Source organism: Paenibacillus algicola (assembly GCF_005577435.1).
GTDB classification, from domain to species: Bacteria; Bacillota; Bacilli; order Paenibacillales; family Paenibacillaceae; genus Paenibacillus_AQ; species Paenibacillus_AQ algicola.
The window spans coordinates 15,001-39,436 of record NZ_CP040396.1; the positions used below are offsets into that span (position 1 = coordinate 15,001).

The window sequence follows — 24,436 nt, forward strand, 5'->3', positions numbered from 1 at the left end:
GAGGGTAGTGACGCGGACTGATGGATGTCCGTCTAAGCAGTGAGGCTGGTGTGTAGGCAAATCCGCACACTTCTAAGGCTGGGCTGTGATGGGGAGCGAAAATTACAGTAGCGAAGGTCATGATCTCACACTGCCAAGAAAAGCCTCTAGTCAGGTGAAGGTGCCCGTACCGCAAACCGACACAGGTAGGCGAGAAGAGAATTCTAAGGCGCGCGGAAGAACTCTCGTTAAGGAACTCGGCAAAATGACCCCGTAACTTCGGGAGAAGGGGTGCCCCGGTAGTGTGAATAGCACGAGGGGGCCGCAGTGAAAAGGCCCAAGCGACTGTTTAGCAAAAACACAGGTCTGTGCGAAGCCGTAAGGCGAAGTATACGGGCTGACGCCTGCCCGGTGCTGGAAGGTTAAGGGGAGCGGTTAGGAGCAATCCGAAGCTGTGAACCGAAGCCCCAGTAAACGGCGGCCGTAACTATAACGGTCCTAAGGTAGCGAAATTCCTTGTCAGGTAAATTCTGACCCGCACGAATGGCGTAACGACTTGGGCGCTGTCTCAACGAGAGATCCGGTGAAATTTTAATACCTGTGAAGATGCAGGTTACCCGCGACAAGACGGAAAGACCCCATGGAGCTTTACTGCAGCTTGATATTGGATTTGGGTACGATCTGTACAGGATAGGTGGGAGCCGTTGAAGCAGGAGCGCCAGCTTCTGTGGAGGCGCCGTTGGGATACCACCCTGATCGTATCTAGGTTCTAACTTGGTACCGTGATCCGGTGCGAGGACAGTGTCAGGCGGGCAGTTTGACTGGGGCGGTCGCCTCCTAAAGAGTAACGGAGGCGCCCCAAGGTTCCCTCAGAATGGTTGGAAATCATTCGAAGAGTGCAAAGGCATAAGGGAGCTTGACTGCGAGACCTACAAGTCGAGCAGGGACGAAAGTCGGGCTTAGTGATCCGGTGGTACCGCATGGAAGGGCCATCGCTCAACGGATAAAAGCTACCCTGGGGATAACAGGCTTATCTCCCCCAAGAGTCCACATCGACGGGGAGGTTTGGCACCTCGATGTCGGCTCATCGCATCCTGGGGCTGAAGTAGGTCCCAAGGGTTGGGCTGTTCGCCCATTAAAGCGGTACGCGAGCTGGGTTCAGAACGTCGTGAGACAGTTCGGTCCCTATCTGTCGTGGGCGTAGGAAATTTGAGAGGAGCTGTCCTTAGTACGAGAGGACCGGGATGGACGTACCGCTGGTGCACCAGTTGTTCCGCCAGGAGCATGGCTGGGTAGCTACGTACGGAAGGGATAAGCGCTGAAAGCATCTAAGCGTGAAGCCCCCCTCAAGATGAGATTTCCCAGTATGTAAGACCCCTTGAAGACCACGAGGTAGATAGGTTGGAGGTGGAAGTGCAGCAATGCATGGAGCTGACCAATACTAATCGGTCGAGGGCTTATCCTACAAGCTTTACGAAGTAAAGCTAGCTTCGGAAGCATTACGCTAATGATCAAACTAACAACGCACATTCGTTTCGTATCTAGTTTTCAGGTGATCAAACATCTGAGCACACTGAGGGTGAATATCTAGGTTTGATATTTTCTCGCAGCGATTTTGAAGAGCTATGCTCCGAAAAATCATGTTTGGTGGTGATGGCGGAAGGGTTCCACGCGTACCCATCCCGAACACGAACGTTAAGCCTTCCAGCGCCGATGGTACTTGGACCGCAGGGTCCCGGGAGAGTAGGACGCCGCCAAGCGAAGAACCATCGTCGATGACATCGACGGTGGTTTTTATTTTGTCTGTTTCATCCGTGCTGGCAGAAACAGATGAAGATTTTGTTACCGAATCTTATGGGAAATCAGTATAATAGGAATAGTATAAAACAGGTCATACGTCATTTCCGTACATGCAGATATATGTAATGTATAGGTTAAACGGTCTAGGATTACAGCCTATCCACCACTCAACATTCAAGATCAACATGGGAAGTCCGGTAATACATGTGGATGCGGCTGGGAAGGAGGTTATTTCATGCGGAACAGCAGGATGCGTCTTGCAGGGGGGATTTGCGCAGGAGCAATTTTGCTGATGGGGTCTGGGTGTAGTATTTCGGACAAACCTACATGGGAATCTTTTGATGGAGCTGCGAATGTGAAGTCGTTTCCGGTGCCTAAAGAAGCCAATCGAACAGAGCAGGCCAAGGGCACGGGGGAGCTTGATTATGTAAGATATGTTTTGCCAGGCCTGAAGGAAGATGAAAGTCTTCCCGAGCCTTATCTTGAAGAAATTAAATCATGGGGCTGGCAGGAGAAAGAAGATCAGGAAGGCACATCACCGATTATTTTTGAAAAAGGAAAAAATATCGTCCACCTCACGGTACACGACGATTCATTGATAATTACGATACCGGCACCTGTTAAGAAAGAGCTGCAAGGGCTGGAAAGTAAGAAATAGACCTTTATCCACATGGATAAAGGTCTTTTTAATCGTTTATTGAGAATAGTAGGATACATCATCCGGTCCGAACTTCAGCATGCCGTCCTTATACTGCCGCGTTAACCGGTACCAGGCATAATAGCGCGGTCCTACCAGCCAGAGATGCCAAAAGTATGCTGAGATTGTAAATGAAAGCGGAGACCAGAATGCCATCAATGCGATGAGAACGCACCCGATCCAGCTCGTATGCCATTGCACCTTGATAAATCGGAAGCTGCTGACATGCTGCTCAGGCATATAACCGATCCAGGGTGCTTGGAGGCTAAACCGCCATTTACGCGAGGAGAGGGACCCGGTCAAATGCAGAACGGATCTGCCAATGACAAATTGTATCCAAAAAATGAGCATGCCTGCCAGGAGAAAGAAAATAAAGCTGTCCCAGGAGAGGATGACCATTTGGGAAGCGACTGCAGCACAGGGAAGGAGAAGGTAGGTAGTCCACATCCAGCGGGGGAATGTGATTTTTTTGAGCAGTCGGTATTGATAAAAAGTCGCTTTCTGATGAGATTGATCGGCCATCGTGCTCACGGCCCTCCTTTAGTAGCTTCGATAGAAAAGAGTATGTACTTGTTTTATCGGCTGGCAATGAAATTTTGTGAAGATTTGTAGGTACAGACACCCTTCGCCAGGCACTACACATAGTATATGTTGAAAAGGGCATAAATGGAAATCACAACCTATGAAAAGGTTTAAAATACTAGAAAACCTGTCATACTAATAGTAAATCAATGGAGGTGGGTTGGCTCATGGAAGAGATGGCGGGACAAGTGTGCATCGTATGCAGCCAGATCAAGCAGGAGGGAATCACGATTGTTTCTCAGTTCGTCTGTGAAGATTGTGAGTCCGAAATCGTGCATACGAACGCAGAGGATGCGAAGTATCAGTACTTTATTCATCGTTTGAAGCAAATTGCTGTAACACATTGAGGCCTTTGGGGGCCTTTTTTTATTGAGTGTAAATATCCGGTCTTCATGAGGCATAGGCGTGAGAAGCATTTTACGTTAGAATAGAGGTAGTTAAACCAGGCTTGGAAGGATTAAGACGATGTCGATAGAGTACAAGGATGCTCAACTACGAAATAAAGAGAGTGCCCCCTTATGGGAGGCTTTGCAGAATTACCGCCAGAAGGGAAGAGCCTCGTTTCATGTGCCGGGACATAAGAACGGAAAGGCCTATATGGGGGTGACTGGGGCTGATCTATTGATGGATGTCCTTTCTGTCGATGTGACAGAGATTACGGGAACCGATGATTTGCATCAGCCGGACGGTGTTATTTTGGAAGCACAACGACTAGCTGCGGATTGCTTTGGGGCGGAGGAGAGTTTTTTTCTGGTGGGGGGAAGTACGGTCGGTAATCTGGCGATGATTCTGACGGTATGCGCGCAGCCTGGGGATTTGATTCTGGTTCAGCGCAATGTGCACAAGTCAGTGCTGAACGGACTGATGCTCGCAGGAGCACAGGCTGTTTTTCTGGATCCGGAGGTGGATGCAGGGAGCGGTCTGGCTATTGCCCCGTCGCTGGCAGCAGGGAGTGCTGCGCTGTCTGCCTACCCAAAGGCCAAGGGTGTGCTGCTGACGATGCCCAATTATTATGGTATGGGTACGGATCTGACGGCATGGAGCGAGCTTTGTCATGCGGCGGGGATCCCTTTGCTGGTGGATGAAGCACATGGCGCACATTATGGCCAGCATCCTGATCTGCCTCGGCACGCCTTGTCATGCGGAGCAGATGTCGTTGTGCAGTCGACGCACAAAATGCTTGCCGCCATGACGATGGGCGCCATGCTGCACGTGCAGGGACCGCGGTTGGACCGCGCCCTGCTGCGCCAGCGCCTCGCCATGGTGCAAAGCTCGAGCCCATCCTATCCGGTAATGGGCTCGCTCGATCTGGCCCGGCGCCTGATCCATGCGCAGGGCCCAAGTGCCTTCACGGCGGGGCTCGCCGCCGTGAACACCTTCAAGCGCGGCCTCGCACAGCTGCCGCGCCTGGGGCTGCTGCAGCCGCCGCAGCCCCGCACCCCCGCCGCCGCAAGCGCGGCCGGCGGACAAGACCCGCCGCCGCAAGCTGGGCCGGCGGCGTACACGCATCAGGACCCCTTCAAAGCGGTCATATATGACCGCACGGGGGCCCTGAGCGGCTTTGCACTTCAGCGCGCGCTAGAGGAGCGCGGCTGTGTGCCGGAGATGAGCGACGAGCATCACGTCGTTCTGCTCTTTACGCTTGGCTCCACGGAGGAGGATGCCAAGCACCTCTTACAGGCTCTGCAGCATATGGTGGAGGAAGACCTGGGCGAACAGCCAGCAGACTCCAATGAGGAGCCCGATCAGCTCAGCTCGTCTGACTCCTCACCTCTGGTGCAGTCGCCGCAGGAGCTGCAACGGACAGACTCCAATGAGGAGCCCGATCAGATCAGTTCAGCTGACTCCTCACCTCCGGTGCAGTCGCCGCAGGAACTGCAACGGCTAGACTCCAATGAGGAGCCCGTTCAGATCAGTTCGGCTGCGCCCTCACCTCCGGTGCAGTCGCCGCAGGAGCTGCAACGGACAGACTCCAATGAGGAGCCCGATCAGATCAGTTCGGCTGACTCCTCACCTCAACTTAGGCACCCGGCGACTCACGATGTTTCCACGTGGAACATTTTTGAAGCCCAAAGCTATAGTGAGCCGGTGGCATTTCATCTGGGCACACTGGATCCGAAGGAACTGACAGCCTTGCCGCCGGAGCAGTGTGCTGGAGAGATTGCCGGAGAGACGATCGTCCCATACCCGCCAGGAATTCCGCTGCTGTATGCGGGGGAGCGGATTACCCCGAAGCAGGCGAAGCGGCTTGTCCGGTTAAAAGATCTAGGAGCGAAATGCCAAGGTGCGGCGGATCCGGCACTGCGCACCATCCTAGTGCGAAATACTTCAGGAAAGCAGGTTACGTCATGAACCGCAAACCCATGTTTATTACGATTGAGGGAGGTGAGGGCTCCGGAAAAACAACGATGGTTGGCCGTTTAGCAGCTTATTTTCAAAACCATTCCATTCCTTATTTAATCACCAGAGAGCCCGGAGGCATCGAGATTGCGGAGAAGATACGATCACTCATCCTGGATCCCAGCCATACAGAGATGGATGCCCGGACCGAGGCACTGTTGTATGCAGCCGCCAGAAGGCAGCATCTCGTCGAGAAGGTAGAGCCAGCCTTAGCCAACGGTCTGACCGTACTATGTGATCGCTTCGTAGATAGCAGTCTGGTATATCAAGGCCTTGGACGAGGGATCGGGATGGAAGAGGTATGGAGACTGAACCAGTTTGCTATTGAAGACCGCATGCCGGATCTGACACTGCTGCTCGATCTGGACCCGGAGACCGGACTGTCGCGCATTGCAGCCAATGAAGAGCGTGAGTACAACCGCCTGGATATGGAAAGCCTTGAATTTCACCGCAAGGTGAGGGAAGGGTATCGACAGGTGGCGCAGAGAGATCCGGAACGAATCCGGATTATTGATGCATCCAGGCCGCCGGCCCTCGTTGAAAAAGAGCTCATACGAGCGCTGGAAAGCACAGTATTAAAGGGTTTTTGATCAGCTTTGTCAAATAATAAACATACGGCTTCTAAACATGCCGATATTAATAAGGAGGGACATGGCATATGAAATTGATCGTGGCGATTGTACAGGATAAGGACAGCAACCGTCTGTCGGCCGGTCTGGTTAAAGCAAATTTTCGGGCAACGAAGCTGGCCAGTACCGGAGGCTTTCTGAAAGCGGGCAATACGACGTTTATGATCGGGGTCGATGATACGCAGGTAGAAAGCGTGATGAACGTCATTCGCAATAGCTGTAAGGTACGTGAGCAGCTGGTTACGCCGGTAACCCCGATGAGCGGGACGACCGATTCGTATCTGCCGCTTCCTGTCGAGGTGCAGGTGGGCGGAGCTACTGTGTTCGTGCTTCCTGTTGAGCGGTTTGAGCATTTCTAATCTGCACCTGATGTCTCGACGAACAGCCCGCTGCCGAGTATAAAGAGGGAATGCTTCAATCGGAAGGCTTGCATGAGAACCGCACGCGGCTTTCTTGTTCTCGTTCAATATACTCGGCAGCTGATGATGAGATGATGAAGCTGGGCGGATTACACCCTTCAACGGGTAGCTATATGTAAGAAAGGCTCCTGGAGCTATAAGAAATGATACCCCAAAAGGCGGTGAATGGCATGAAAATCAATCCAGGCTTTCGACCTCTAAAAAGCGAGCTGACCACTGCGGACAATAATGCCAAGCCGGTGCAGCAGAAATCCTTCTCGGATATTATGTACCAGCAGGGAGAAAAGGCTACGAATGAGGAATTAAGCCGGCAGATGCGGGAAATTGCAATGCAGGGCGAGCGCCTGGCGAGAGTCATGACGATCCGCGAATTAAAGGCCTACCGATTCATGGTGAAGCGATTTCTGGAAGAAACCGTCCGCCGGGGCGTAAAGATGAAGGAAACCCGCGGGTGGGACCGCCGGGGAAGAAGCAAGCGTTACAACGTAATTGATGAGATTGATTCCCTGCTGCTGGCGATGGCAGACGAGCTGCTGGAGAGTGAGCAGGGCAAGATTGAGCTGTTGAGCAAGATCGGAGAAATCCGCGGAATGCTTATTAATTTAGCTTTTTAGCATGCATGCCATCCATAAAGGTTTGGCAGTAGATGAATGGGAAAGTGAGAGGACTTATGTCTTTTAACGATATATTGGGGCAGGAGGCTGCCAAGCAGCTGCTTCAAAATGCCATGCGGCGCAAGGCCATCAGTCACGCTTATTTGTTCAGCGGGCCCACGGGTGCGGGACAGCTGGAGATGGCCGTGATGTTTGCAAAAGCGCTCTTTTGTACAGAGGAGAGTGATGATGCCTGCGGCAAGTGCCTGGAGTGCCGGAAGGTCGATCATGGCAACCATCCGGATCTGACGATGATCTCGCCGGATGGCGCCAGCATAAAGATTGACCAAATCCGCGAGCTTCAGCGGATTTTTTCATACCGCTCGCAGCAGAATCATCCCAAGGTTTATATTATCGAGCATGCTGACAAAATGACGGTTCAAGCCGCCAACAGCCTGCTGAAATTTCTGGAAGAGCCGCAGCTGCCTGCCGTGGCCATTTTGATCGCCGAGAATGGACAGGCACTGCTGCCTACGATTCAATCCCGGGTGCAGAAGGTCCCTTTCAGGGCGCTGGATTCCGCGATGATGGAACAGGTGCTGATTGCTGAGGAATATCCTGCAGCCCTTGTCCGGTGCGCCGTTCATCTGGCCTCCGGATTAGAGGGCTGCAGAGCAATTTTAAATGAGAATTGGTTTGCAGAAATTAGAAACGTAATGTTACAATTAGGGAAGGAGTCTGTGAACCGCTCCGGCATGGCTATGATCACAGCAAGCCAGAAGGTGTTCAGAACCGGACTCTCGGAGCATTTGGACATGCTCTTCAGCCTGTTTCATTTATGGTTTAAAGACATGATCAATGTCCAGTACGGCAGGCAGGATTGCCTCGTTTTTATAGATCAGGCTGAGTTCATCACCGGTCATGCTTCAGCCCGTAGCACATCACAATGGGTCTCCTGCATGGATTTGGCCGCAGAGTGTCAGAAGAAATTACGCTACAACGTCAACGGACAGCTCTGTCTCGAGCAATTGTTATTGGGGATGGGCGAAGCTCCGGCGTGAGATTACCCCATACACCCGTAAGGGCCAATAGGCAAGGCTAACAAGGGGGTTAATTTTTTGTACAGCGTAGTGGGTGTCCGCTTTAAGAAAGCGGGCAAGGTATATTATTTTGATCCGCTGGATCTTCCCGTAGAGAAGGAACAATGTGTCATTGTAGAAACTGCTCGGGGGATTGAATACGGACATGTAGTGATTGGCAAGAAAGAGGTTCAGGAATGTGATGTGGTGCTTCCTCTGAAGAAAGTGATCCGCATCGCCGGCGACAACGATGCTAAGGTGGTCGATGAGAACAAGCTGGCGGCGAAGGATGCCTTCACGACCTGTTTAAATAAAATCCGGGATCACGGACTGAAGATGAAGCTGGTGGATGTGGAATTCACCTTTGACCGCAACAAGATTATTTTTTACTTTACAGCTGAAGGGCGCGTAGACTTCCGGGAGCTGGTGAAGGATTTGGCAGGCATTTTCCGCACTCGAATTGAGCTTCGCCAGATTGGCGTACGTGACGAGGCGAAGATGCTGGGCGGTCTGGGACCTTGCGGACGAGTGCTTTGCTGCTCCTCTTGGCTGGGTGATTTCGAGCCCGTATCGATCAAGATGGCCAAGGATCAGAGCTTGTCGCTGAACCCGACGAAGATTTCCGGTCTTTGCGGAAGATTAATGTGCTGCTTGAAGTTTGAGCATGATAACTATGAAAGCAGCAAGGAAGAGCTGCCTTCTGTGGGCAAGCTTGTCGTAACCTCGCTCGGAGACGGGAAGGTTGTCGGCGTGAACGCAGATAAACGAACCGTACATGTACAGCTGTTCGAGATTGGCAAGGTTAAGGAGCTTCCGCTGGATGACGTGGTCATCAAGTAGACTATAGAATGGTTACTTTCGGGGTGTAATCTTGGAGAAGAACAACATTTTTACGCGCATTCAAGAGATGGAGTCCCAGCTGGGGCATATGAACAGTGAACTGGGTGAGCTGAAGCAGATCATCAAGGAGCTGCTGGAGGATAACCATCGTCTCGGCCTGGAAAATGAACAGCTCCGCAAGGTGCTGAAGAGAGAGGTTCAGCCGGCAGACCCTGCAGCCTCCGCTTCCTCGACATCCAAATCCCGGGCTGCTGTGCAGGCAGGCGCGGAGGATATGGTTGGAGAGGGATATGATAATCTGGCGCGCTTGTATCATGAGGGCTTTCATATTTGCAATGTCTATTACGGACATCTGCGAACCGAAGGCGATTGTCTATTCTGTCTGTCGTTCCTGAATAAGTGACAGCTAATGTCAGCCGTAGAGTATAACCGTCATTACTATATACAAGAGATCCAACAAGCCGTAGGAGGGTACAGATGCCTACGGCTTTTTTTGTAATCTGTATTCCGCGGAGGTTTAAAGTTAAATTAGAGAAGGAATGAATGTTCATCATGATCAAGAAACCGATACAGCTACAGCCATCTGAACGTGTGGATGATTTGCTAACCCATAATATGGGGATTATACAAAGCGATGAGGTATTCAGCTTCTCCATGGATGCCGTGCTGCTGGCCCGCTTTGCCCGGGTTCCGCGGCGGGGAAGGCTGCTGGATCTATGCAGCGGGAATGGCGTCATTCCGCTCCTGCTGTCCACGGCCACAGAAGCAAGCCTGGAGGGCATTGAAATTCAGCCACGGCTTGCTGACATGGCGCGCCGAAGCATTGCCTTGAATGGGCTGGAGGAACGCGTAAGCATGCGGGAAGGAGATCTGCGGGAGCTCTACCTGGAAACAGGCCACGGCGTATATGACTATATTACCGTGAACCCGCCCTATATGCCGCTTAACGGCAGTGATAGAAAGCTGAATGAGCATCAGGCGATTGCCCGCCATGAAATCCACTGTACGCTGGAAGAGGTCATTCAGGCCGCATCCCGGCTGCTGCGCTCCGGCGGAAAGCTGGCTATGGTGCACAAGCCTCACCGGCTTGCAGAAATTATGGTGCTGCTGCATCAATACCGGCTGGAGCCCAAGATCATCCGGTTCGTGCATCCCCGAGCAGGTGTGGAGGCCAATATGGTCCTGATCGAATGTCTCCGGGACGGAAAGCCAGAGGTCCGGCTGCAGCCGCCGCTCCTTGTTTATGATGAACAGGGTGTGTATTGTCCGGAGCTGCTGGAAATCTATTACGGAAAAGAGGAAACCTCATGAGCATCAGCTCCCAGAGCAGCTTTCAGTCGCCAGCCTCCGAAGGCGGCCCTGGCGCACTATATCTGGTTGCCACACCGATTGGCAATCTGGAGGATATGACATACCGCGCCGTGCGTACCCTTTCAGAATGCGATATTATCGCAGCCGAGGATACGCGGCAGACCCGCAAGCTGCTGACGCATTTTGACATTCAGCCGAAGCAGCTGTTTAGCTATCACGAGCATAATAAAGGGGCGAGCGGTCCTGAGATTATCAGGTATATAATAGAAGGAAAAAATGCAGCCATCGTCAGCGATGCCGGCCTGCCGGCCATTTCCGACCCCGGAAGCGATCTGGTTCGGCTCGCTATAGCAGAAGGTATTCCCGTCATTCCGGTTCCCGGAGCGAACGCGGCCCTTTCTGCGCTGATTGCCTCGGGGCTCTCAACGGAGCGGTTCACGTTCATCGGTTTTCTCCCCCGAGAGAAGAAGGATGCGGTGGCTCTGCTCCAGTCTCTTCCGGCATCTGCAGGCTCACTGCTGTTTTATGAGTCTCCTCACCGGATCAAGAAGACGCTCTCCTTCATGCAGGAAGCGCTCGGTCATCGCCGAGCGGTCCTGGCCCGGGAGCTGACGAAGCGGTATGAGGAATTTACCCGCGGCACGCTCCAGGAGTGCATGGAGTGGCTGGAGGAGCATCCCCCGATCGGAGAATACTGCGTGGTTCTGGAGGGAGGCAGCCAAGAAGAGGAGCAGAAGGAGCGGGACTCCTGGTGGCAGAGCATGTCTATAGAAGATCATGTGGCGCATTACGAAGAGACTGGTCTGAGCCGGAAGGATGCCATGAAGAAAGTCGCATCCGACCGGGGAGTGTCCAAGCGGGACATTTATAATGCGCTGCTATAGCCTTTATATTGATGGAAAGCGGCAGGAGCTGAAGCGTTCGGGAACACCGAGCGCTTCGCAAAGCTGCTGTATCGGGCGTGAGCACACAAAAAAGAACCCTCCGGCGCCATAAGCGCTGGAAGGCCATAAAGGAGATATATAAAGGTTAGAATTAATGCAAGCAGCATGACTTATTCTATGGATTGTATCTCAAATAGAAATTAGTTGGCTACCGGTGACGGAATCTCAGATACACACTCATGGCAGACGATCTTGCCCTTAAAGTAGGTTACGTTCTCGGCATTGCCACAGAAAATGCAGGCTGGCTCGTATTTCTTCAGCATAATGCGCTCGCCGTCTACATAGATCTCCAATGCGTCCTTCTCACCAATGCCCAGCGTACGGCGAAGCTCAATCGGAATAACTACCCGTCCTAGCTCGTCTACCTTTCTTACAATACCTGTTGATTTCATCATAACTGATTCATGCCCCTCTCGCTATAATTTAAAAAAGTCATTATTCGACATAGTTCTATCTTTTATGTTATTTATAGTACCAACGATTCCCAAAACAGTCAACCTGTTTATTTGAGAATATCACACCTATTAACAAAATTATAGTGAGAAAAGCTTTATATGATCACAAAAAGTTCAAAAACCTGTTATTTTTAAGGGAATATTCAGATTTGTCGATTTGGAAGTCGCTATTTTACTTAATTCGACATTATTCTACATTATGCGTCAAAAGTAGTGAAAGCTCAACATTCAGTCCATCACATTGATCTTGAGAAGGAGAGGATATGCATGAGACGTTCCATTTCGGAAGAGAAGGTATTCAAGGACCCCGTTCATAACTATATTCATGTCCAGGACGATTTGATTTGGCGGCTGATTAACACGCCGGAGTTCCAGCGGCTGCGCCGGATTCGGCAGCTAGGCACCTCCTTTCTGACCTTTCACGGGGCGGAGCATAGCCGATTCTCCCACTCCTTGGGTGTCTATGAAATTACGAGAAAGATTATTTCTCAATTTGAACGGGGCAGCTATCCGGATTGGCCAAAAGAAGAGCGGCTGGTTGCCTTGTGTGCTGCGCTCCTGCATGATTTGGGCCATGGTCCTTTTTCACATTCTATAGAAGAAGCCTTTCATATGAATCATGAGGATTGGACCTGCAGAATCCTGACAGAGGATACCTGTGTCAATGAGGTGCTGACCAGCCATGATCCGGATTTCCCTCGCAAGGTCGCTGCTGTCATTCAGAAGAGCTATGACAAGCCCATTGTCAGTAATCTGGTCACGAGCCCGTTGGATGCAGATCGCATGGATTATTTGCTTCGGGATGCGTACTATACGGGTGTTAACTATGGCACGATTGATTCCGATCGGATTCTCAGGCTGCTTCGGCCCTATAAGGATCGGGTGGTGGTTAAGCAGTCCGGCATGCATGCGGTCGAGGATTATTTGATGTCACGTTACCAGATGTACTGGCAGGTCTATTTTCATCCTGTGACGAGAAGCTCCGAAATTATATTACGGCAAATATTCCGCCGGGCGAAGGAGCTGTTCCGGGATCGATATCCTTTTCAATTCATGGTAGAGCCGCTGCCGGCTTTGTTTGAGGGCAATCCTGATGTCAATCAGTATTTGCGCCTTGATGAAGCGCTTATACAGACCGCTTTTCTGCAATGGACCTATGAAAAGGACGAGCTGCTCCGGGATCTTTGCTGCCGCTTTATGCACCGCCGATTGTATAAATATGTAGAAATCGATCATATCGACAAAGAGACGATCGACGAGCTTCGCCACGCCTTTCAGGAAGCGGGATTGAATCCGGAGTATGATCTGGAGGTTGATTTTCCGACCGATCTGCCCTATGATGAATTTCCTTCAGGCTCTACAGCAAGCCATAAGCAGATTTTACTGCTGGACCGGTTTGATCAGCTGCGGGAAATCTCCGAGGTATCAGACATTGTGCGCTCCATCAGCGGCATTCACCGCGGACGCTCCCATCTATACTATCCGGAGGACAAGCTGAGAACGGTGTGGGACATATTGCCCGCTGACGTCACCAGTCTGCTTGCACGGTAGTGCACAGGGAATTTGTGGTTTCTCATGTCCATCGAGCTGGAATGATGGATAAAAAGGTCAAGCTGATTTATTTTCGACAGGAAGGGAGCTTTACACGTTATGTTATTCGACACTCATACCCATTTGGATTCTGCAGCCTTTGATGAGGACCGTGAAGCCGTCATTCAACGGGCAGTAGACCAGGGAATTACGCGTATGATCAACATTGGCTTCAATCGTGAGACCATCCCGACGACGATGCAGCTCGCGGAAAAATATGATTTTATATATGCAGCCGTAGGCTGGCATCCGGTAGACGCCATTGCGATGAAGGAGGAGGACCTGGAGTGGATTGCTTCTCTGACCGCTCACCGGAAGGTTGTAGCCATTGGCGAAATTGGACTGGACTACCATTGGGACACGTCTCCCAAAGAGATACAGCATAAGGTGTTCCGGCAGCAGATTCAGCTGGCGAAGGAGCTGAATCTGCCCATCGTGATTCATAATCGGGATGCGCATGAGGATGTCCTGCGAATTCTGAAGGAGGAAAAAGCGTCGGAGGTGGGCGGCGTCATGCACTCCTTCTCCGGCAGCTGGGAAACGGCCAAGCAGTGCCTGCATATGGGCTTTCATATTTCCTTCGGCGGACCTATTACGTTCAAAAATGCCAAACAGCCTAAAGAGGTGCTGACACAGGTGCCGCTGGACCGCCTTTTACTGGAAACCGATGCGCCATATTTGACACCGCACCCGTTCCGGGGAAAAAGAAATGAGTCCTCTTACGTGAAGTATGTGGCAGAGCAAGCCGCTGCATTGAAGGGGTTGTCTCTGGAAGAAATTAGTGAGATTACAACCCGAAATGGTCTGGAACGATTTGGGATTTGATGAAATCGGGAGCAAAAGCGGTGAAAAAGCGAGCATTTGCGATGAATTAAGATTTTATCATCAAAAATGGTCCGATTATTACAATAATTTAACTATTTATCAGAAAAAATGTGGTTGAACGTTGCTTTACAACCTGCATGTAAAGAGAGTATCATCTTTTCAGTACTTATGAAGCGCTGGTTTGACACCAGCAGCATATTCATTTACAAACCGTCTCGCTTAATCTCCAGATCATGGAGAACGGGGGAACCGATACAGGGTCAACGAGCAACTATACATAAGGGCTGTGAGCACTGTATTTGATTTCAATTCGGGTCTTTGGGGTGAATTTGAGGGCAGCCGCCATGAGCGGTTGACTCGAGATAGGGCGTCTCTCTTACGTCCGAACCCGACAGCTAACCCCGTAAGCGTAAATAAGAGAGGCAACGGTCGTGCATCCTTTCCAAGACTACAGCTGGAAAAGCCACGAGAAGAGTCTCTAATACTCTTTTTCGGGCTTTTTTTATATTCAGAATATTGGAGAGAGCGCCATCATACCCTGGGATACACAAGGGGGGTGGCAGAACACATGCACGAATAGACGGGGCGTAACGCAGGGTGCACATCTATAGCGGGGCACTCTGTGAGACAAATTTGCTATAGTCGCGTCATATACACTCATGCATGATCTAGAGGGCGGGGCTATGAAGGAGGATGAAGCAGTGGGCGTTTTACAACCAGAACAGACCCATGATTCACAATCATCCAGCATGTCATACGCATTACGATGGAAGCATGATTTTCTGCGTCAACTGATGCTGGCGGCCTTTGGTACCATCACCATTACGCTGCTCGTACTGCTGATTATACACAACCAGTCGGGCAAAGAAATTCACCTGGTGGTCGATGGACGGGTGACCACGGTGGAAACGAATGAGGCCATGCTGCAAAATGTGCTGGAAGAGCATTCGATCTCGCTGAAGCCGCAGGATGAAATATCCATGCCGCTAAACGGAAGTCTTCAGGATGGAGACCGGATCGTCATTCAACGTGCGGTTCCTATTACAGTTACCGCAGACGGCAATACGCAAACGGTATTTACAACCCAGGACACTGTACAGAACGTGCTGAACAAAGCCGGCATTACCGTCCAGGATGAAGATAAAGTAACTCCTGCACTGGACAGCAAGCTGTCCGAGGCTTCCGACATTCGCGTTGTTCGCGTAAGTAAGCAGCAGGTACAAGAAGAAGAGGTCCGCGAATACCGGGTCATCAAGACGTCAGACCCTTCGCTTCTGAAGGGTGATAACCGGGTGGTTCAAGCGGGAGAGCCTGGATTGATCATTCACCATATTGAGAAGGTGTATGAAGATGGACAGCTGGTTTCCAAACAAGTGGTGTCCAAGGAAGTCGAACGCAAGACGATGGATAAAGTGATCGCGGTCGGCACGAAGAAGCCGCCGGAGCCGGTGAAGGAAGAGCCGGTCGTTCAGGCTGTAAAGCCAACGACTGTAGCCAAGACGACGACTAAGACCTCGGCGAAGACGCCTGCCGTTCAGCCAAAGGCCGCCGTTCAGTCGAGCTCAAGCTCAGAGAGTAAGCAGAACAACGTCGTTTCTAAAGCCGGTATTGATTTTGAATATAAGAAGGTCCTGAAGAATGTATCCATGACGGCGTACTCCTCGGAGCAGCCGGGCATCGGTACGAAGACCGCTTCCGGTACGCGTGTTACGGAAGGCCGCACCATCGCTGTAGATCCTAACGTCATTCCGATTGGCTGGTGGGTTTATATTGAGGGCATTGGCTTCCGCCGTGCCGAAGATACAGGCGGTGCGATCAAGGGCAACAAGATTGACGTGTATTACGACTCGCTGCGTGCAGCACTGAACTTCGGACGCAAGAACGGGCATACCGTGTATGTCATTGGACCCGTCAAGCCTGAATCGAACTAATGTTTTACTTTTCCATGAGAAATAGGCTACTATTTATGTAATATAATGAGATGCTAAGAAGAGGATATGATCCTCTTCTTTTTTTTGGAAGGACGAATGAAGCATGATCAAGGAAGTTATTGTGGTGGAGGGCCGGGATGATACGGTCGCGGTGAAGCGTGCTGTAGAGGCCGATACGATCGAGACGGGAGGCTCTGCGGTAAACCGCGCGGTCATTGCCAAGGTGAAGCTTGCGCAGGAGCGGCGAGGTGTCATTATTCTGACAGATCCCGACCATGCGGGAGAGCGGATTCGCAAAATCATCGATGCCAAGGTGCCGGGCTGCAAGCACGCGTTTATTCCGGAGGCTGATGCGACCCGCAAGGGCGATATCGGTGTCGAGAATGCATCTGTTGAGGCGATCCGGCACGCCCTCTCTCGCGTGCATACAGCGTTCGATAAAGCGGACAGCCTGATCTCCATGGAGGAGGTTATTGAGGCGGGGCTGCTGCTGCATCCAGATGCGGCGGCAAGACGCATGCAGATCGGCAATCAGCTTGGTATCGGCTATTGCAATGGCAAGCAGCTGCTGAAGCGGCTGGCCATGTTTCAAATTACACCGGAGGAATTTCAGGCAGCGGCTGCTACGCTTGAAGACGGAGGGAAGCATTAATGGGAACTGAAGATATATCAACACCGAAACGAACGAAGGAGATCATTGCCCGGCACGGTTTTTCATTTAAGAAAAGCCTCGGCCAGAATTTCCTGATTGACCAGAATATTTTGCACAATATCGTGAAGGCTGCTGATCTGACCAAGGAGAAGGGAGCTTTGGAAATCGGCCCGGGCATCGGTGCACTGACCGAGAAGCTCGCTCAGCAGGCCGGTACGGTCACCGCAGTGGAGATTGACCAGCGCTTGATCCCCATCCTGGAGGAGGTGCTGGAGCCGTATCCCAACGTGTCTGTGGAGCATGGCGACGTGCTCAAGGTGAATCTGAAGGAGCTGTTTGCAAGGCGCTTTGACGGGGTATCCAAGGTGAGCGTCGTTGCCAACCTTCCGTATTATGTAACGACCCCGATTATGATGAAGCTGCTGGAGGAGAAGCTCCCCTTGGAGAATATTGTGGTCATGATCCAGAAGGAGGTTGCGCAGCGCATGGCAGCCTCCCCGGGCAGTAAGGATTATGGCAGCCTGAGCATTGCGGTGCAGTATTATGCAGAGCCGCGGCTGGTCTGCACGGTGCCGCACACCGTCTTTATTCCGCAGCCGAACGTAGAGTCGGCGGTCATCCGGCTTCAGGTTCGGGATCAGCCTGCTGTTGCGGTGAAGAATGAGCAGCACTTTTTCGAGGTGATCCAGGCCTCCTTCGCCCAGCGCAGAAAGACGATTGCGAACAATCTGAAGAGCAAATATTTCCCGAAGGATGGGCGGGAGCAGCTGGAAGGTCTGCTGCAGGAGGCCGGGATTGAGCCGACCCGCCGCGGAGAGACGCTAAGTATGGAGGAGTATGCACGGCTCAGTGATGTGCTGCTGGAAGCCGGGATTGGGCTTTCTTAAATACCTGCAAGACGCTGCAAATAAACCGGGGAGATGCTCCCCGGTTTATTTGTGCTTGGCGCGAACCTTTCCCGGCCTGCGCCCATAGGATGAAGTCAGGGGGGATGCTGAAATGAATTTAGGAGACCTGGTCGTCCGCAGGTCGTATGGCGGGGATGTGACGTTCCGGATCGAGTCGGTACGTCCCAACGCAGCGGTGATCAAGGGAACAGATTTCCGGCTGCTGGCGGATGCACCCCTGAGCGATCTGGTGCCTGCTGCGCGGCCTGCGGTCAGCGAGCGCACCAAGCAGGCTCAAATTAAAGCGAAGGAATCCTTGACCCGGCTGAAGCTGGATTGTGCACGGCGGCTGGACGGAATACGGGATGAATGGGGATCGAGCAGCGATAAGGGGTATTTTGATGTTCCGGGCAGAGTGCTGCATCTGGATGGAGACCCTATGTATTTAAAAAAAAGCCTCGCTTTATATCAGCAGCTCAGAGTCCCGGCGGAAGGGCATTATGTGCATGAATCGTCGATGGCTGATGCGCTGCATCGGCTGCTGCCGCGAGTGCGTCCTGATATCGTCGTCATAACCGGCCATGACGGGGTGTTAAAGCGCCCTCAGCCTTATGATTTGTACAGCCTGGACAGCTACAAAAATTCGCACCATTTCGTGCGGGCGATTGAAACCGCGCGCCAGTATGAGCGCAATCTGGATGCGCTGATCGTCATTGCCGGCGCCTGTCAGTCGCATTTCGAGGCGATGCTGCAAACCGGAGCCAATTTTGCCAGCTCGCCAGGCCGGGTGCTGATCCATGCCCTGGACCCCGTCTATGTCGCCTGCAAGGCGGCTTATACGTCGGTTCGGGAAACGATGAATATGAATGATGTGCTGCATAACACCATTAGCGGTACGCAGGGGCTGGGCGGCATTGAGACCCGGGGCAGCCACCGGATCGGTTCTCCCCGGCTGCAGGATCTGTCCACGCTCAAAGTAACGCCGTCGATCAGCTAGTCAGTCACCTCTGTCCACCTGTCACCTGTATCATGTCTGCAAACCAGCTGTATGTATTCGGTCATCCGAATGCATACAGCTGGTTTGTGTTGCGCATAATAAGGACTCAACGCATGAGACTTTTCCGCCCCAAAAAAAGTTATTGACAATGATTTTTTGTTGCTGATATAATTAATGGTTTTGATTTGACAGTCTTCTGGTTGATAGGTATAATGGACAAGGAAAGAGGTGGTCGTTGACAATGGCTAAAAATTCGCTGTTGGATATCAAACGCAGTCTGGATGCCCACTTGGGGCAAAAAATTGCGCTGCGGGCTAACGGAGGTCGCCGCAAGACCGTTGAGCGCACTGGTGTTTTGGAAGAAACCTACCCTTCTGTATTCATTGTAAAGCTGGATCAGGACCAGCAAACCTTTAAACGTGTGTCTTACAGTTATGCTGATATACTGACAGAGACGGTTGAAATCGTCGTTCTGGATGAAGAAGGCCAGATGCAGATCACCTATATCAAGTCATAGCTTTTGTGTGCAGGCAGCTCCCGAAGGGGGCTGTTTTTATTTGCGCAGCGGTTGCATTGCTGCTGTTCGTTCCATGAATGGGAAGGCATGAGGAGGAAGAACGGGAGCATACTAAGGACGGTCACCCCCACATCACGTTCAAGGAGGCGGATTCAACAGTGAGCCGGAGAAGAAGAAGCATGATGTCGGAAGAGCTGAAGTATGAGCTGGCGAAGGAGCTCGGTTTTTATGACACGGTGCAAAAAGAGGGCTGGGGCGGGATCAAGGCCAGCGACGCCGGCAATATGGTCAAAAAAGCGATTGAGCTCGCCGAGCGCGCAGCCCGCGGACCACAGCAGTAATGCAGCAAAGGCACTTATAACGTCGGCCTTCCTTCGGGAAGGCCTTTTTCATTTTTGACGCATATAAATGACTTGTACGTTCTGGTTTGCTAATATAGAGGCATTAGATGTTTTTCCCCTGTGGGTCAGGTATGAGCTTATGGGAGATGCTAAGGACAGGTGAACGGTGTTGAAAATATACGAGAAGGCTCCGGCCAAAATTAATTTAATGCTAGATGTGCTTCACAAAAGGCCTGACGGGTTCCATGAGGTGGAGATGGTGATGACCATGATCGATCTGGCAGACCGTCTGGAGCTGGAGGAGCAGCCAAGGGATACGATTATGATTACAAGCCAGGCGGGCTACATTCCGCTGGATGAGAAGAACCTGGCCTTTCAGGCGGCCAGGCTCGTGAAGGAGCGTTACGGGGTCCGCAAGGGTGTGCATATTCACCTGGACAAGAACATTCCGGTCGCTGCCGGGCTGGCAGGCGGAAGCAGTGACGCAGCGGCTGCGCTGCGCGGCCTGAACCGGCTGTGGGGACTGAATATGCCGCTTGAGGACATGCTCGCCTTCGGGGCAGAGCTGGGCTCAGATGTTCCTTTCTGTGTGACAGGGGGAACAGCACTGGCAACGGGACGGGGAGAGATTCTGACCCCGGTCAGCCCGCCGCCGCAGGGCTGGGCCATTGTGGCCAAGCCGCCAATCAATGTGTCTACGGCGGAGGTGTACGGCAAGCTGAAGGCAGATCAGATAAAGTTCCACCCTTCCGCGAAGGAGATGACTGCAGCGCTGGCCAAGGGAAGCTTCACAGAGATGTGTGAGCAGCTTGGCAACGTGCTGGAAGAGGTCACACCGAAGCTGCACCCGGAGGTGCAGCAGCTCAAGGAGGCGATGCTGAGGCTGGGAGCCGATGGCGCCCTCATGTCCGGCAGCGGACCGACGGTGTTCGGGCTCGTGTCCAAGGAGTCGAAGGTGGCCCGGATCTACAACGGATTGCGCGGCTTCTGCAAGGAAGTGTACGCGGTTAGGCTGCTTACATAAGCAAGAAAAGGGCGCCGATTCCACAAGTTCTTGTGGAAAGACGTACGAGAATGTTATATTAACTGTATAATATTCGGATTTAGTGAGGATACGACGTGAAAAAATTAAAGCGCAGCGAACGACTGGTCGATATGACCCAGTTCTTATTGGCTAAACCCCATACATTAATTCCCTTAACGACCTTTGCGGATCGGTATGGTGCAGCCAAGTCCTCCATCAGTGAGGACCTGGCCATCATCAAGGAAGTGTTCGAGGAGGAGGGCCTCGGTGAATTGCAGACGCTGGCGGGTGCTGCCGGCGGTGTGCGGTATATTCCGAAGCTGAGCCAGGAGCGTGCGCTGGACTTTGTTCAGGAGCTGTGCGGCAAGCTGCAGCAGTCTGACCGGATCCTGCCGGGAGGCTATTTGTATATGTCCGACCTTCTTGGACAGCCCTCTCTAATGAACGAGGCAGGCAAGATTATCGCTACGGCCTTTGCGCATCGGGATATCGATGTGGTGATGACGGTAGAGACCAAGGGCATTCCGCTCGCTTATGCGACGGCAGCGCAGCTGAACCTGCCGGTGGTCCTGGTGCGAAGAGACCATCAGGTAACCGAGGGCTCGGCGGTTAGCATTAACTATGTATCCGGCTCCCATAAGAGCATTCATACGATGTCTCTCTCACGGAGAGCGCTGCGGGAGCAGTCCCGGGTCTTGATCGTGGATGATTTTATGAAGGCAGGCGGAACGATTCAGGGCATGGTGGATCTGCTGGCTGAATTTAATGCCGAGGTTGCAGGCGTAGGTGTGCTGGTGGAGTCCGGTGCGATCGAATCGCAGGAGCGGCTGCTGCAGGATTATATTTCGCTTGCATGCCTGAACGATGTAGATGCGCGGAGCAAGATGATTACGGTTCGGCCCGGAAATTACTTTCAACAATAAGGGCGCTGTATTTGTCGATATTGTAGCGTTTTCAAACGAATCCCGACGAAGTCTGTCGAAAATATCTGATTTCGAAAAAAATTCCTGATTTTAGGACATTTTGTTAGAAAAAAAGAAGGATTTCGGAATTGCTGTGTGGAATTATACACCAAGTCTCTGATGGAAAAAGGTGGTGAACACACAATGCAAATTACGGATGTCAGACTCCGCCGCGTGAACTCTGAGGGGAGAATGAAAGCAATCGCATCCATTACCATCGATAACGAGTTTGTCGTTCACGACATTCGCGTGATTGACGGCAATAACGGAATGTTTGTTGCTATGCCGAGCAAGCGTACTCCTGATGGGGAGTTCCGCGATATTGCTCATCCGATTTCCTCCGGCACCCGCGAGAAGATTCAGTCTGCTGTACTGGCTGAATACGAGCGTGCTGCGACGGAAGAGGAAGAAGTCATTGAAGAAGGCGCTTAGGATTACTATTGGGGTTCGAAGAAAAGAGAGCCATACCCGTGGCTCTCTTTTCTTTTTTTCTAGAATGATATATATTCAGTAGTGAGTTCAAGAGGAGGAGGCAGGGCCCTTGAAAAGATTAGCTGTAGTCCTCGCCGCTGGCCAGGGCAAACGAATGAAATCCAAATTATATAAAGTGCTGCACCCCGTCTGCGGGAAACCGATGGTGGGTCATGTGCTGCAAACGGTTGAACAAGTGAAATCGGAACGTACCGTCGTCGTGGTCGGGCATGGCGCGGAAGCTGTACGCTCTTATCTGGGTGATGCGGCGGAATATGTGCTGCAGGAGCAGCAGCTTGGAACTGGTCATGCTGTGAAGCAGGCCAAGGAGCTGATCGGTCAGGAGGAAGGCTCTACGATTGTTATTTGCGGTGATACCCCGCTCGTGACACCAGAGACGCTTGAGGGACTGCTGGAGCTGCATGAGAGCAATCAGGCGGCAGTCACCATTCTGACAGCCCATATGGACAACCCGAAGGGCTACGGACGGATTATCCGCAGCGAGAAGGGCGATGTGCTGCGCATTGTAGAGCAGAAGGATTGCAGTCCGGAAGAGGATGCGGTGTGCGAGATTAACACCGGTACCTATTGCTTCGATAATGCCAAGCTGTTCGCCGCGCTGGAGAAGGTCACGAACCAGAATGCTCAGCAGGAATATTATTTGACCGACTGTATCAGCATCCTGAAGCAATCTGGCGACAAGGTGCTGGGCTACCAGACAGAGGATGAGGCAGAGTCCATCGGCGTGAACGACCGTCTCGCTCTTTCGCAAGCCGAAGCTCTGATGCGGGAGCGCATTGCAAGACGTCATATGCTGAACGGAGTCACGCTGATCGATCCGTCCTCTACGTACATCGGGGCAGATGTTCAGATCGGCAGCGATACCGTGATTTATCCGGGAACGTTTCTGAAGGGAAGCACGACAGTCGGAAGTCAGTGTACGCTGGGACCTAACAGTGAGATTGAAGATTCTTCTCTCGCTGACGGCGTAACCGTGAAATATTCGGTACTGTGCGAAGCAGAGGTGGGGGCAGAAACGTCTGTCGGGCCTTATGCGTATCTTCGTCCGGGCACCAAGCTGGGCCAGAACGTCAAGATCGGTGACTTCGTGGAAGTGAAGAATGCCGTCATTGATGATGGCTCCAAGGTCTCTCACCTCAGCTACATCGGCGATGCCTCGGTAGGCAAGAACGTAAATGTCGGCTGCGGCGCGATAACCGTGAACTACGATGGTTATAATAAATCTGTTACTGAAATTGAAGATGATGCCTTTATCGGCAGCAATGTTAATCTTGTAGCCCCGGTAAAAGTGGGCAAGGGCGCATTCGTTGTAGCCGGCTCCACGATCACGCATTCCGTAGCGGAGAATGATCTGGCGATTGCCAGAGTGCGCCAGGAGAACAAGCCGGGATACGCCGAGAAAATCCGCTCCCGCGCCAAGGCCAAGAAGAGCAGCAATTCCTCGTCCAAGCCGGAGTGATCAGGCAGCTACACAATTGAACCAGCACGGAGGGTTTTTATTTTATGACTTATCTTGATTCCAAATTAAAAATTTTCACCTGTAACTCCAATCCCAAGCTGGCCCATCAAATCGCAGACTACATCGGCATTCCGATGGGCGATTCGCTGACCACCAGCTTCAGCGACGGCGAAATTCAAGTCAAGCTCTCCGAGAGCGTCCGCGGCTGTCATGTATATATCGTGCAGTCTACCTGCGGACCGGTCAACGATAACCTGATGGAGCTGCTCGTTATGGTGGATGCATTGAAGCGCGCATCGGCCAAGAGCATTAACGTTGTTATTCCTTACTACGGCTATGCCCGGCAGGACCGCAAGGCACGCTCGCGTGATCCAATCACAGCAAAGCTCGTAGCGAACCTGATCGAAACTGCTGGTGCTCACCGCGTCATCTGTATGGATTTGCATGCGATGCAGATCCAGGGCTTCTTCGATATTCCGGTAGACCATTTGCTGGGGGTGCCAATCATTGCCCAGTATTTCCGGTCCAAGCAAATCGAGAACCCGGTGGTCGTATCTCCAGACCATGGCGGTGTCGTCCGCGCCCGCAAGCTCGCTGATTTCCTGAATGCCCCGCTGGCGATTATCGACAAGCGCCGTCCGGAGCCGAATGTCAGCGAAGTGATGAACATTATCGGTAATATTGAAGGCAAGACCGCTATTCTGATCGATGATATTATTGATACAGCCGGCACCATTGTGCTGGGAGCCAATGCCTTGATGGAGGGCGGCGTGAAGGAAGTATACGCCTGCTGTACACATCCGGTGCTCTCCGGCCCGGCGATGGAGCGGCTGGAGAATTCGCCGCTGAAGGAAGTCATTGTGACGGATACGATTCCGATTACCCATCCAAACCCAAGCAGCAAGCTGACAGTATTGTCCGTAGCTCCGCTAATGGGCGAGGCTATTATCCGTGTCCATGAAGAGCTGTCCATCAGCAAGCTGTTCGAGATCGAATAACCGGCATCAGGCCAGCGCTAAGGGTTACCGCAC

Annotated in this window: 26 protein-coding genes, 2 rRNA genes and 1 riboswitch (1 of these 29 cut by a window edge); of the genes, 26 read left to right on the forward strand and 2 right to left on the reverse strand. The window is 52.1% G+C overall.

Annotation, left to right across the window (positions count from 1 at the left end):
- From E6C60_RS00055 to E6C60_RS00065, 3 genes are all read left to right on the forward strand, one after another.
- Positions 1-1,444: ribosomal RNA gene (locus tag E6C60_RS00055) — 23S ribosomal RNA — on the forward strand; it begins 1,489 nt to the left of the window's first position.
- A gap of 178 nt (positions 1,445-1,622) precedes the next feature.
- Positions 1,623-1,739 (forward strand): 5S ribosomal RNA (gene rrf / locus E6C60_RS00060).
- A gap of 275 nt (positions 1,740-2,014) precedes the next feature.
- On the forward strand, positions 2,015-2,437 hold the full coding sequence (locus tag E6C60_RS00065; RefSeq protein ID WP_138223901.1) for a hypothetical protein: 423 nt from the start codon (positions 2,015-2,017) through the stop codon (positions 2,435-2,437).
- Between the two features lie 36 nt (positions 2,438-2,473).
- Here E6C60_RS00065 and E6C60_RS00070 read toward each other — a convergent pair whose 3' ends face one another.
- Positions 2,474-2,998: a hypothetical protein gene (locus tag E6C60_RS00070; RefSeq protein WP_138223902.1), complete on the reverse strand. Its 525-nt coding sequence runs from the start codon at positions 2,996-2,998 to the stop codon at positions 2,474-2,476.
- 227 nt (positions 2,999-3,225) lie between these two features.
- On the opposite strand from E6C60_RS00070, the gene E6C60_RS00075 reads away from it, so the two are divergent.
- The 10 genes from E6C60_RS00075 (at position 3,226) to rsmI (ending at position 11,213) form a co-directional block, all read left to right on the forward strand.
- Complete coding sequence (locus E6C60_RS00075; protein ID WP_138223903.1) at positions 3,226-3,405, forward strand: sigma factor G inhibitor Gin; 180 nt, start codon at positions 3,226-3,228, stop codon at positions 3,403-3,405.
- A gap of 118 nt (positions 3,406-3,523) precedes the next feature.
- Positions 3,524-5,410 (forward strand): aminotransferase class I/II-fold pyridoxal phosphate-dependent enzyme, encoded by a 1,887-nt coding sequence (locus tag E6C60_RS00080; RefSeq protein WP_138223904.1) that lies wholly within the window; start codon positions 3,524-3,526, stop codon positions 5,408-5,410.
- Complete coding sequence (gene tmk, locus E6C60_RS00085; RefSeq protein WP_138223905.1) at positions 5,407-6,048, forward strand: dTMP kinase; 642 nt, start codon at positions 5,407-5,409, stop codon at positions 6,046-6,048. Before E6C60_RS00080 ends, tmk begins: the two co-directional genes overlap by 4 nt.
- Before the next feature lie 68 nt (positions 6,049-6,116).
- Positions 6,117-6,446: a cyclic-di-AMP receptor gene (locus E6C60_RS00090; protein WP_138223906.1), complete on the forward strand. Its 330-nt coding sequence runs from the start codon at positions 6,117-6,119 to the stop codon at positions 6,444-6,446.
- Between the two features lie 230 nt (positions 6,447-6,676).
- Positions 6,677-7,120, forward strand: a complete 444-nt coding sequence (locus tag E6C60_RS00095) for a YaaR family protein (RefSeq protein WP_138223907.1) — start codon at positions 6,677-6,679, stop codon at positions 7,118-7,120.
- 56 nt (positions 7,121-7,176) lie between these two features.
- Positions 7,177-8,160 carry a DNA polymerase III subunit delta' gene (gene holB / locus E6C60_RS00100; protein ID WP_138223908.1) on the forward strand — a complete coding sequence of 328 codons (984 nt, stop codon included), beginning with the start codon at positions 7,177-7,179 and terminating at the stop codon, positions 8,158-8,160.
- A 57-nt stretch (positions 8,161-8,217) separates the two neighbouring features.
- Positions 8,218-9,018: a PSP1 domain-containing protein gene (locus tag E6C60_RS00105; RefSeq protein WP_138223909.1), complete on the forward strand. Its 801-nt coding sequence runs from the start codon at positions 8,218-8,220 to the stop codon at positions 9,016-9,018.
- Between the two features lie 31 nt (positions 9,019-9,049).
- Positions 9,050-9,421 (forward strand): DNA replication initiation control protein YabA, encoded by a 372-nt coding sequence (gene yabA / locus E6C60_RS00110; protein WP_138223910.1) that lies wholly within the window; start codon positions 9,050-9,052, stop codon positions 9,419-9,421.
- Positions 9,422-9,570: 149 nt separating this feature from the next.
- Positions 9,571-10,329 carry a tRNA1(Val) (adenine(37)-N6)-methyltransferase gene (locus E6C60_RS00115; protein ID WP_138223911.1) on the forward strand — a complete coding sequence of 253 codons (759 nt, stop codon included), beginning with the start codon at positions 9,571-9,573 and terminating at the stop codon, positions 10,327-10,329.
- Entirely contained in the window at positions 10,326-11,213 is an 888-nt protein-coding gene (gene rsmI, locus E6C60_RS00120) for a 16S rRNA (cytidine(1402)-2'-O)-methyltransferase (RefSeq protein WP_138223912.1), read from the forward strand. The genes E6C60_RS00115 and rsmI overlap by 4 nt, the downstream gene beginning before the upstream one ends.
- Before the next feature lie 200 nt (positions 11,214-11,413).
- On the opposite strand, the gene E6C60_RS00125 is transcribed toward rsmI, so the two are convergent.
- Positions 11,414-11,668, reverse strand: a complete 255-nt coding sequence (locus tag E6C60_RS00125) for an AbrB/MazE/SpoVT family DNA-binding domain-containing protein (protein WP_138223913.1) — start codon at positions 11,666-11,668, stop codon at positions 11,414-11,416.
- A 327-nt stretch (positions 11,669-11,995) separates the two neighbouring features.
- Between E6C60_RS00125 and E6C60_RS00130 the strand changes: the two genes are divergently transcribed.
- The 13 genes from E6C60_RS00130 (at position 11,996) to E6C60_RS00190 (ending at position 24,403) form a co-directional block, all read left to right on the forward strand.
- The gene (locus E6C60_RS00130) at positions 11,996-13,279 is read left to right on the forward strand and encodes an HD domain-containing protein (protein ID WP_138223914.1); all 1,284 of its coding nucleotides are present in this window, start codon (positions 11,996-11,998) and stop codon (positions 13,277-13,279) included.
- Between the two features lie 99 nt (positions 13,280-13,378).
- A complete protein-coding gene (locus E6C60_RS00135; protein ID WP_138223915.1) occupies positions 13,379-14,143 on the forward strand; it encodes a TatD family hydrolase in 765 nt (254 codons plus the stop codon).
- Between the two features lie 206 nt (positions 14,144-14,349).
- Positions 14,350-14,568: riboswitch (cyclic di-AMP (ydaO/yuaA leader) on the forward strand.
- A 276-nt stretch (positions 14,569-14,844) separates the two neighbouring features.
- A complete protein-coding gene (locus tag E6C60_RS00140; protein ID WP_138223916.1) occupies positions 14,845-16,074 on the forward strand; it encodes a ubiquitin-like domain-containing protein in 1,230 nt (409 codons plus the stop codon).
- Positions 16,075-16,177: 103 nt separating this feature from the next.
- The gene (rnmV, locus tag E6C60_RS00145) at positions 16,178-16,726 is read left to right on the forward strand and encodes a ribonuclease M5 (RefSeq protein ID WP_138223917.1); all 549 of its coding nucleotides are present in this window, start codon (positions 16,178-16,180) and stop codon (positions 16,724-16,726) included.
- Positions 16,726-17,613: a 16S rRNA (adenine(1518)-N(6)/adenine(1519)-N(6))-dimethyltransferase RsmA gene (rsmA, locus tag E6C60_RS00150; protein ID WP_138223918.1), complete on the forward strand. Its 888-nt coding sequence runs from the start codon at positions 16,726-16,728 to the stop codon at positions 17,611-17,613. The genes rnmV and rsmA overlap by 1 nt, the downstream gene beginning before the upstream one ends.
- Before the next feature lie 112 nt (positions 17,614-17,725).
- The gene (gene yabG, locus E6C60_RS00155) at positions 17,726-18,610 is read left to right on the forward strand and encodes a sporulation peptidase YabG (RefSeq protein WP_138223919.1); all 885 of its coding nucleotides are present in this window, start codon (positions 17,726-17,728) and stop codon (positions 18,608-18,610) included.
- 241 nt (positions 18,611-18,851) lie between these two features.
- Positions 18,852-19,127 (forward strand): biofilm formation stimulator Veg, encoded by a 276-nt coding sequence (gene veg / locus E6C60_RS00160; protein ID WP_138223920.1) that lies wholly within the window; start codon positions 18,852-18,854, stop codon positions 19,125-19,127.
- Positions 19,128-19,285: 158 nt separating this feature from the next.
- Positions 19,286-19,468 (forward strand): small, acid-soluble spore protein, alpha/beta type, encoded by a 183-nt coding sequence (locus E6C60_RS00165; protein ID WP_138227546.1) that lies wholly within the window; start codon positions 19,286-19,288, stop codon positions 19,466-19,468.
- A gap of 169 nt (positions 19,469-19,637) precedes the next feature.
- Positions 19,638-20,492: a 4-(cytidine 5'-diphospho)-2-C-methyl-D-erythritol kinase gene (gene ispE, locus E6C60_RS00170; RefSeq protein WP_138223921.1), complete on the forward strand. Its 855-nt coding sequence runs from the start codon at positions 19,638-19,640 to the stop codon at positions 20,490-20,492.
- A gap of 95 nt (positions 20,493-20,587) precedes the next feature.
- Positions 20,588-21,415 carry a pur operon repressor gene (gene purR, locus E6C60_RS00175; protein WP_138223922.1) on the forward strand — a complete coding sequence of 276 codons (828 nt, stop codon included), beginning with the start codon at positions 20,588-20,590 and terminating at the stop codon, positions 21,413-21,415.
- 183 nt (positions 21,416-21,598) lie between these two features.
- Positions 21,599-21,886 carry a septation regulator SpoVG gene (spoVG, locus tag E6C60_RS00180; protein ID WP_036696395.1) on the forward strand — a complete coding sequence of 96 codons (288 nt, stop codon included), beginning with the start codon at positions 21,599-21,601 and terminating at the stop codon, positions 21,884-21,886.
- Positions 21,887-21,995: 109 nt separating this feature from the next.
- A complete protein-coding gene (gene glmU / locus E6C60_RS00185) occupies positions 21,996-23,405 on the forward strand; it encodes a bifunctional UDP-N-acetylglucosamine diphosphorylase/glucosamine-1-phosphate N-acetyltransferase GlmU (RefSeq protein WP_138223923.1) in 1,410 nt (469 codons plus the stop codon).
- 44 nt (positions 23,406-23,449) lie between these two features.
- Positions 23,450-24,403 (forward strand): ribose-phosphate diphosphokinase, encoded by a 954-nt coding sequence (locus E6C60_RS00190; protein ID WP_138223924.1) that lies wholly within the window; start codon positions 23,450-23,452, stop codon positions 24,401-24,403.
- Positions 24,404-24,436: the final 33 nt, after the last annotated feature.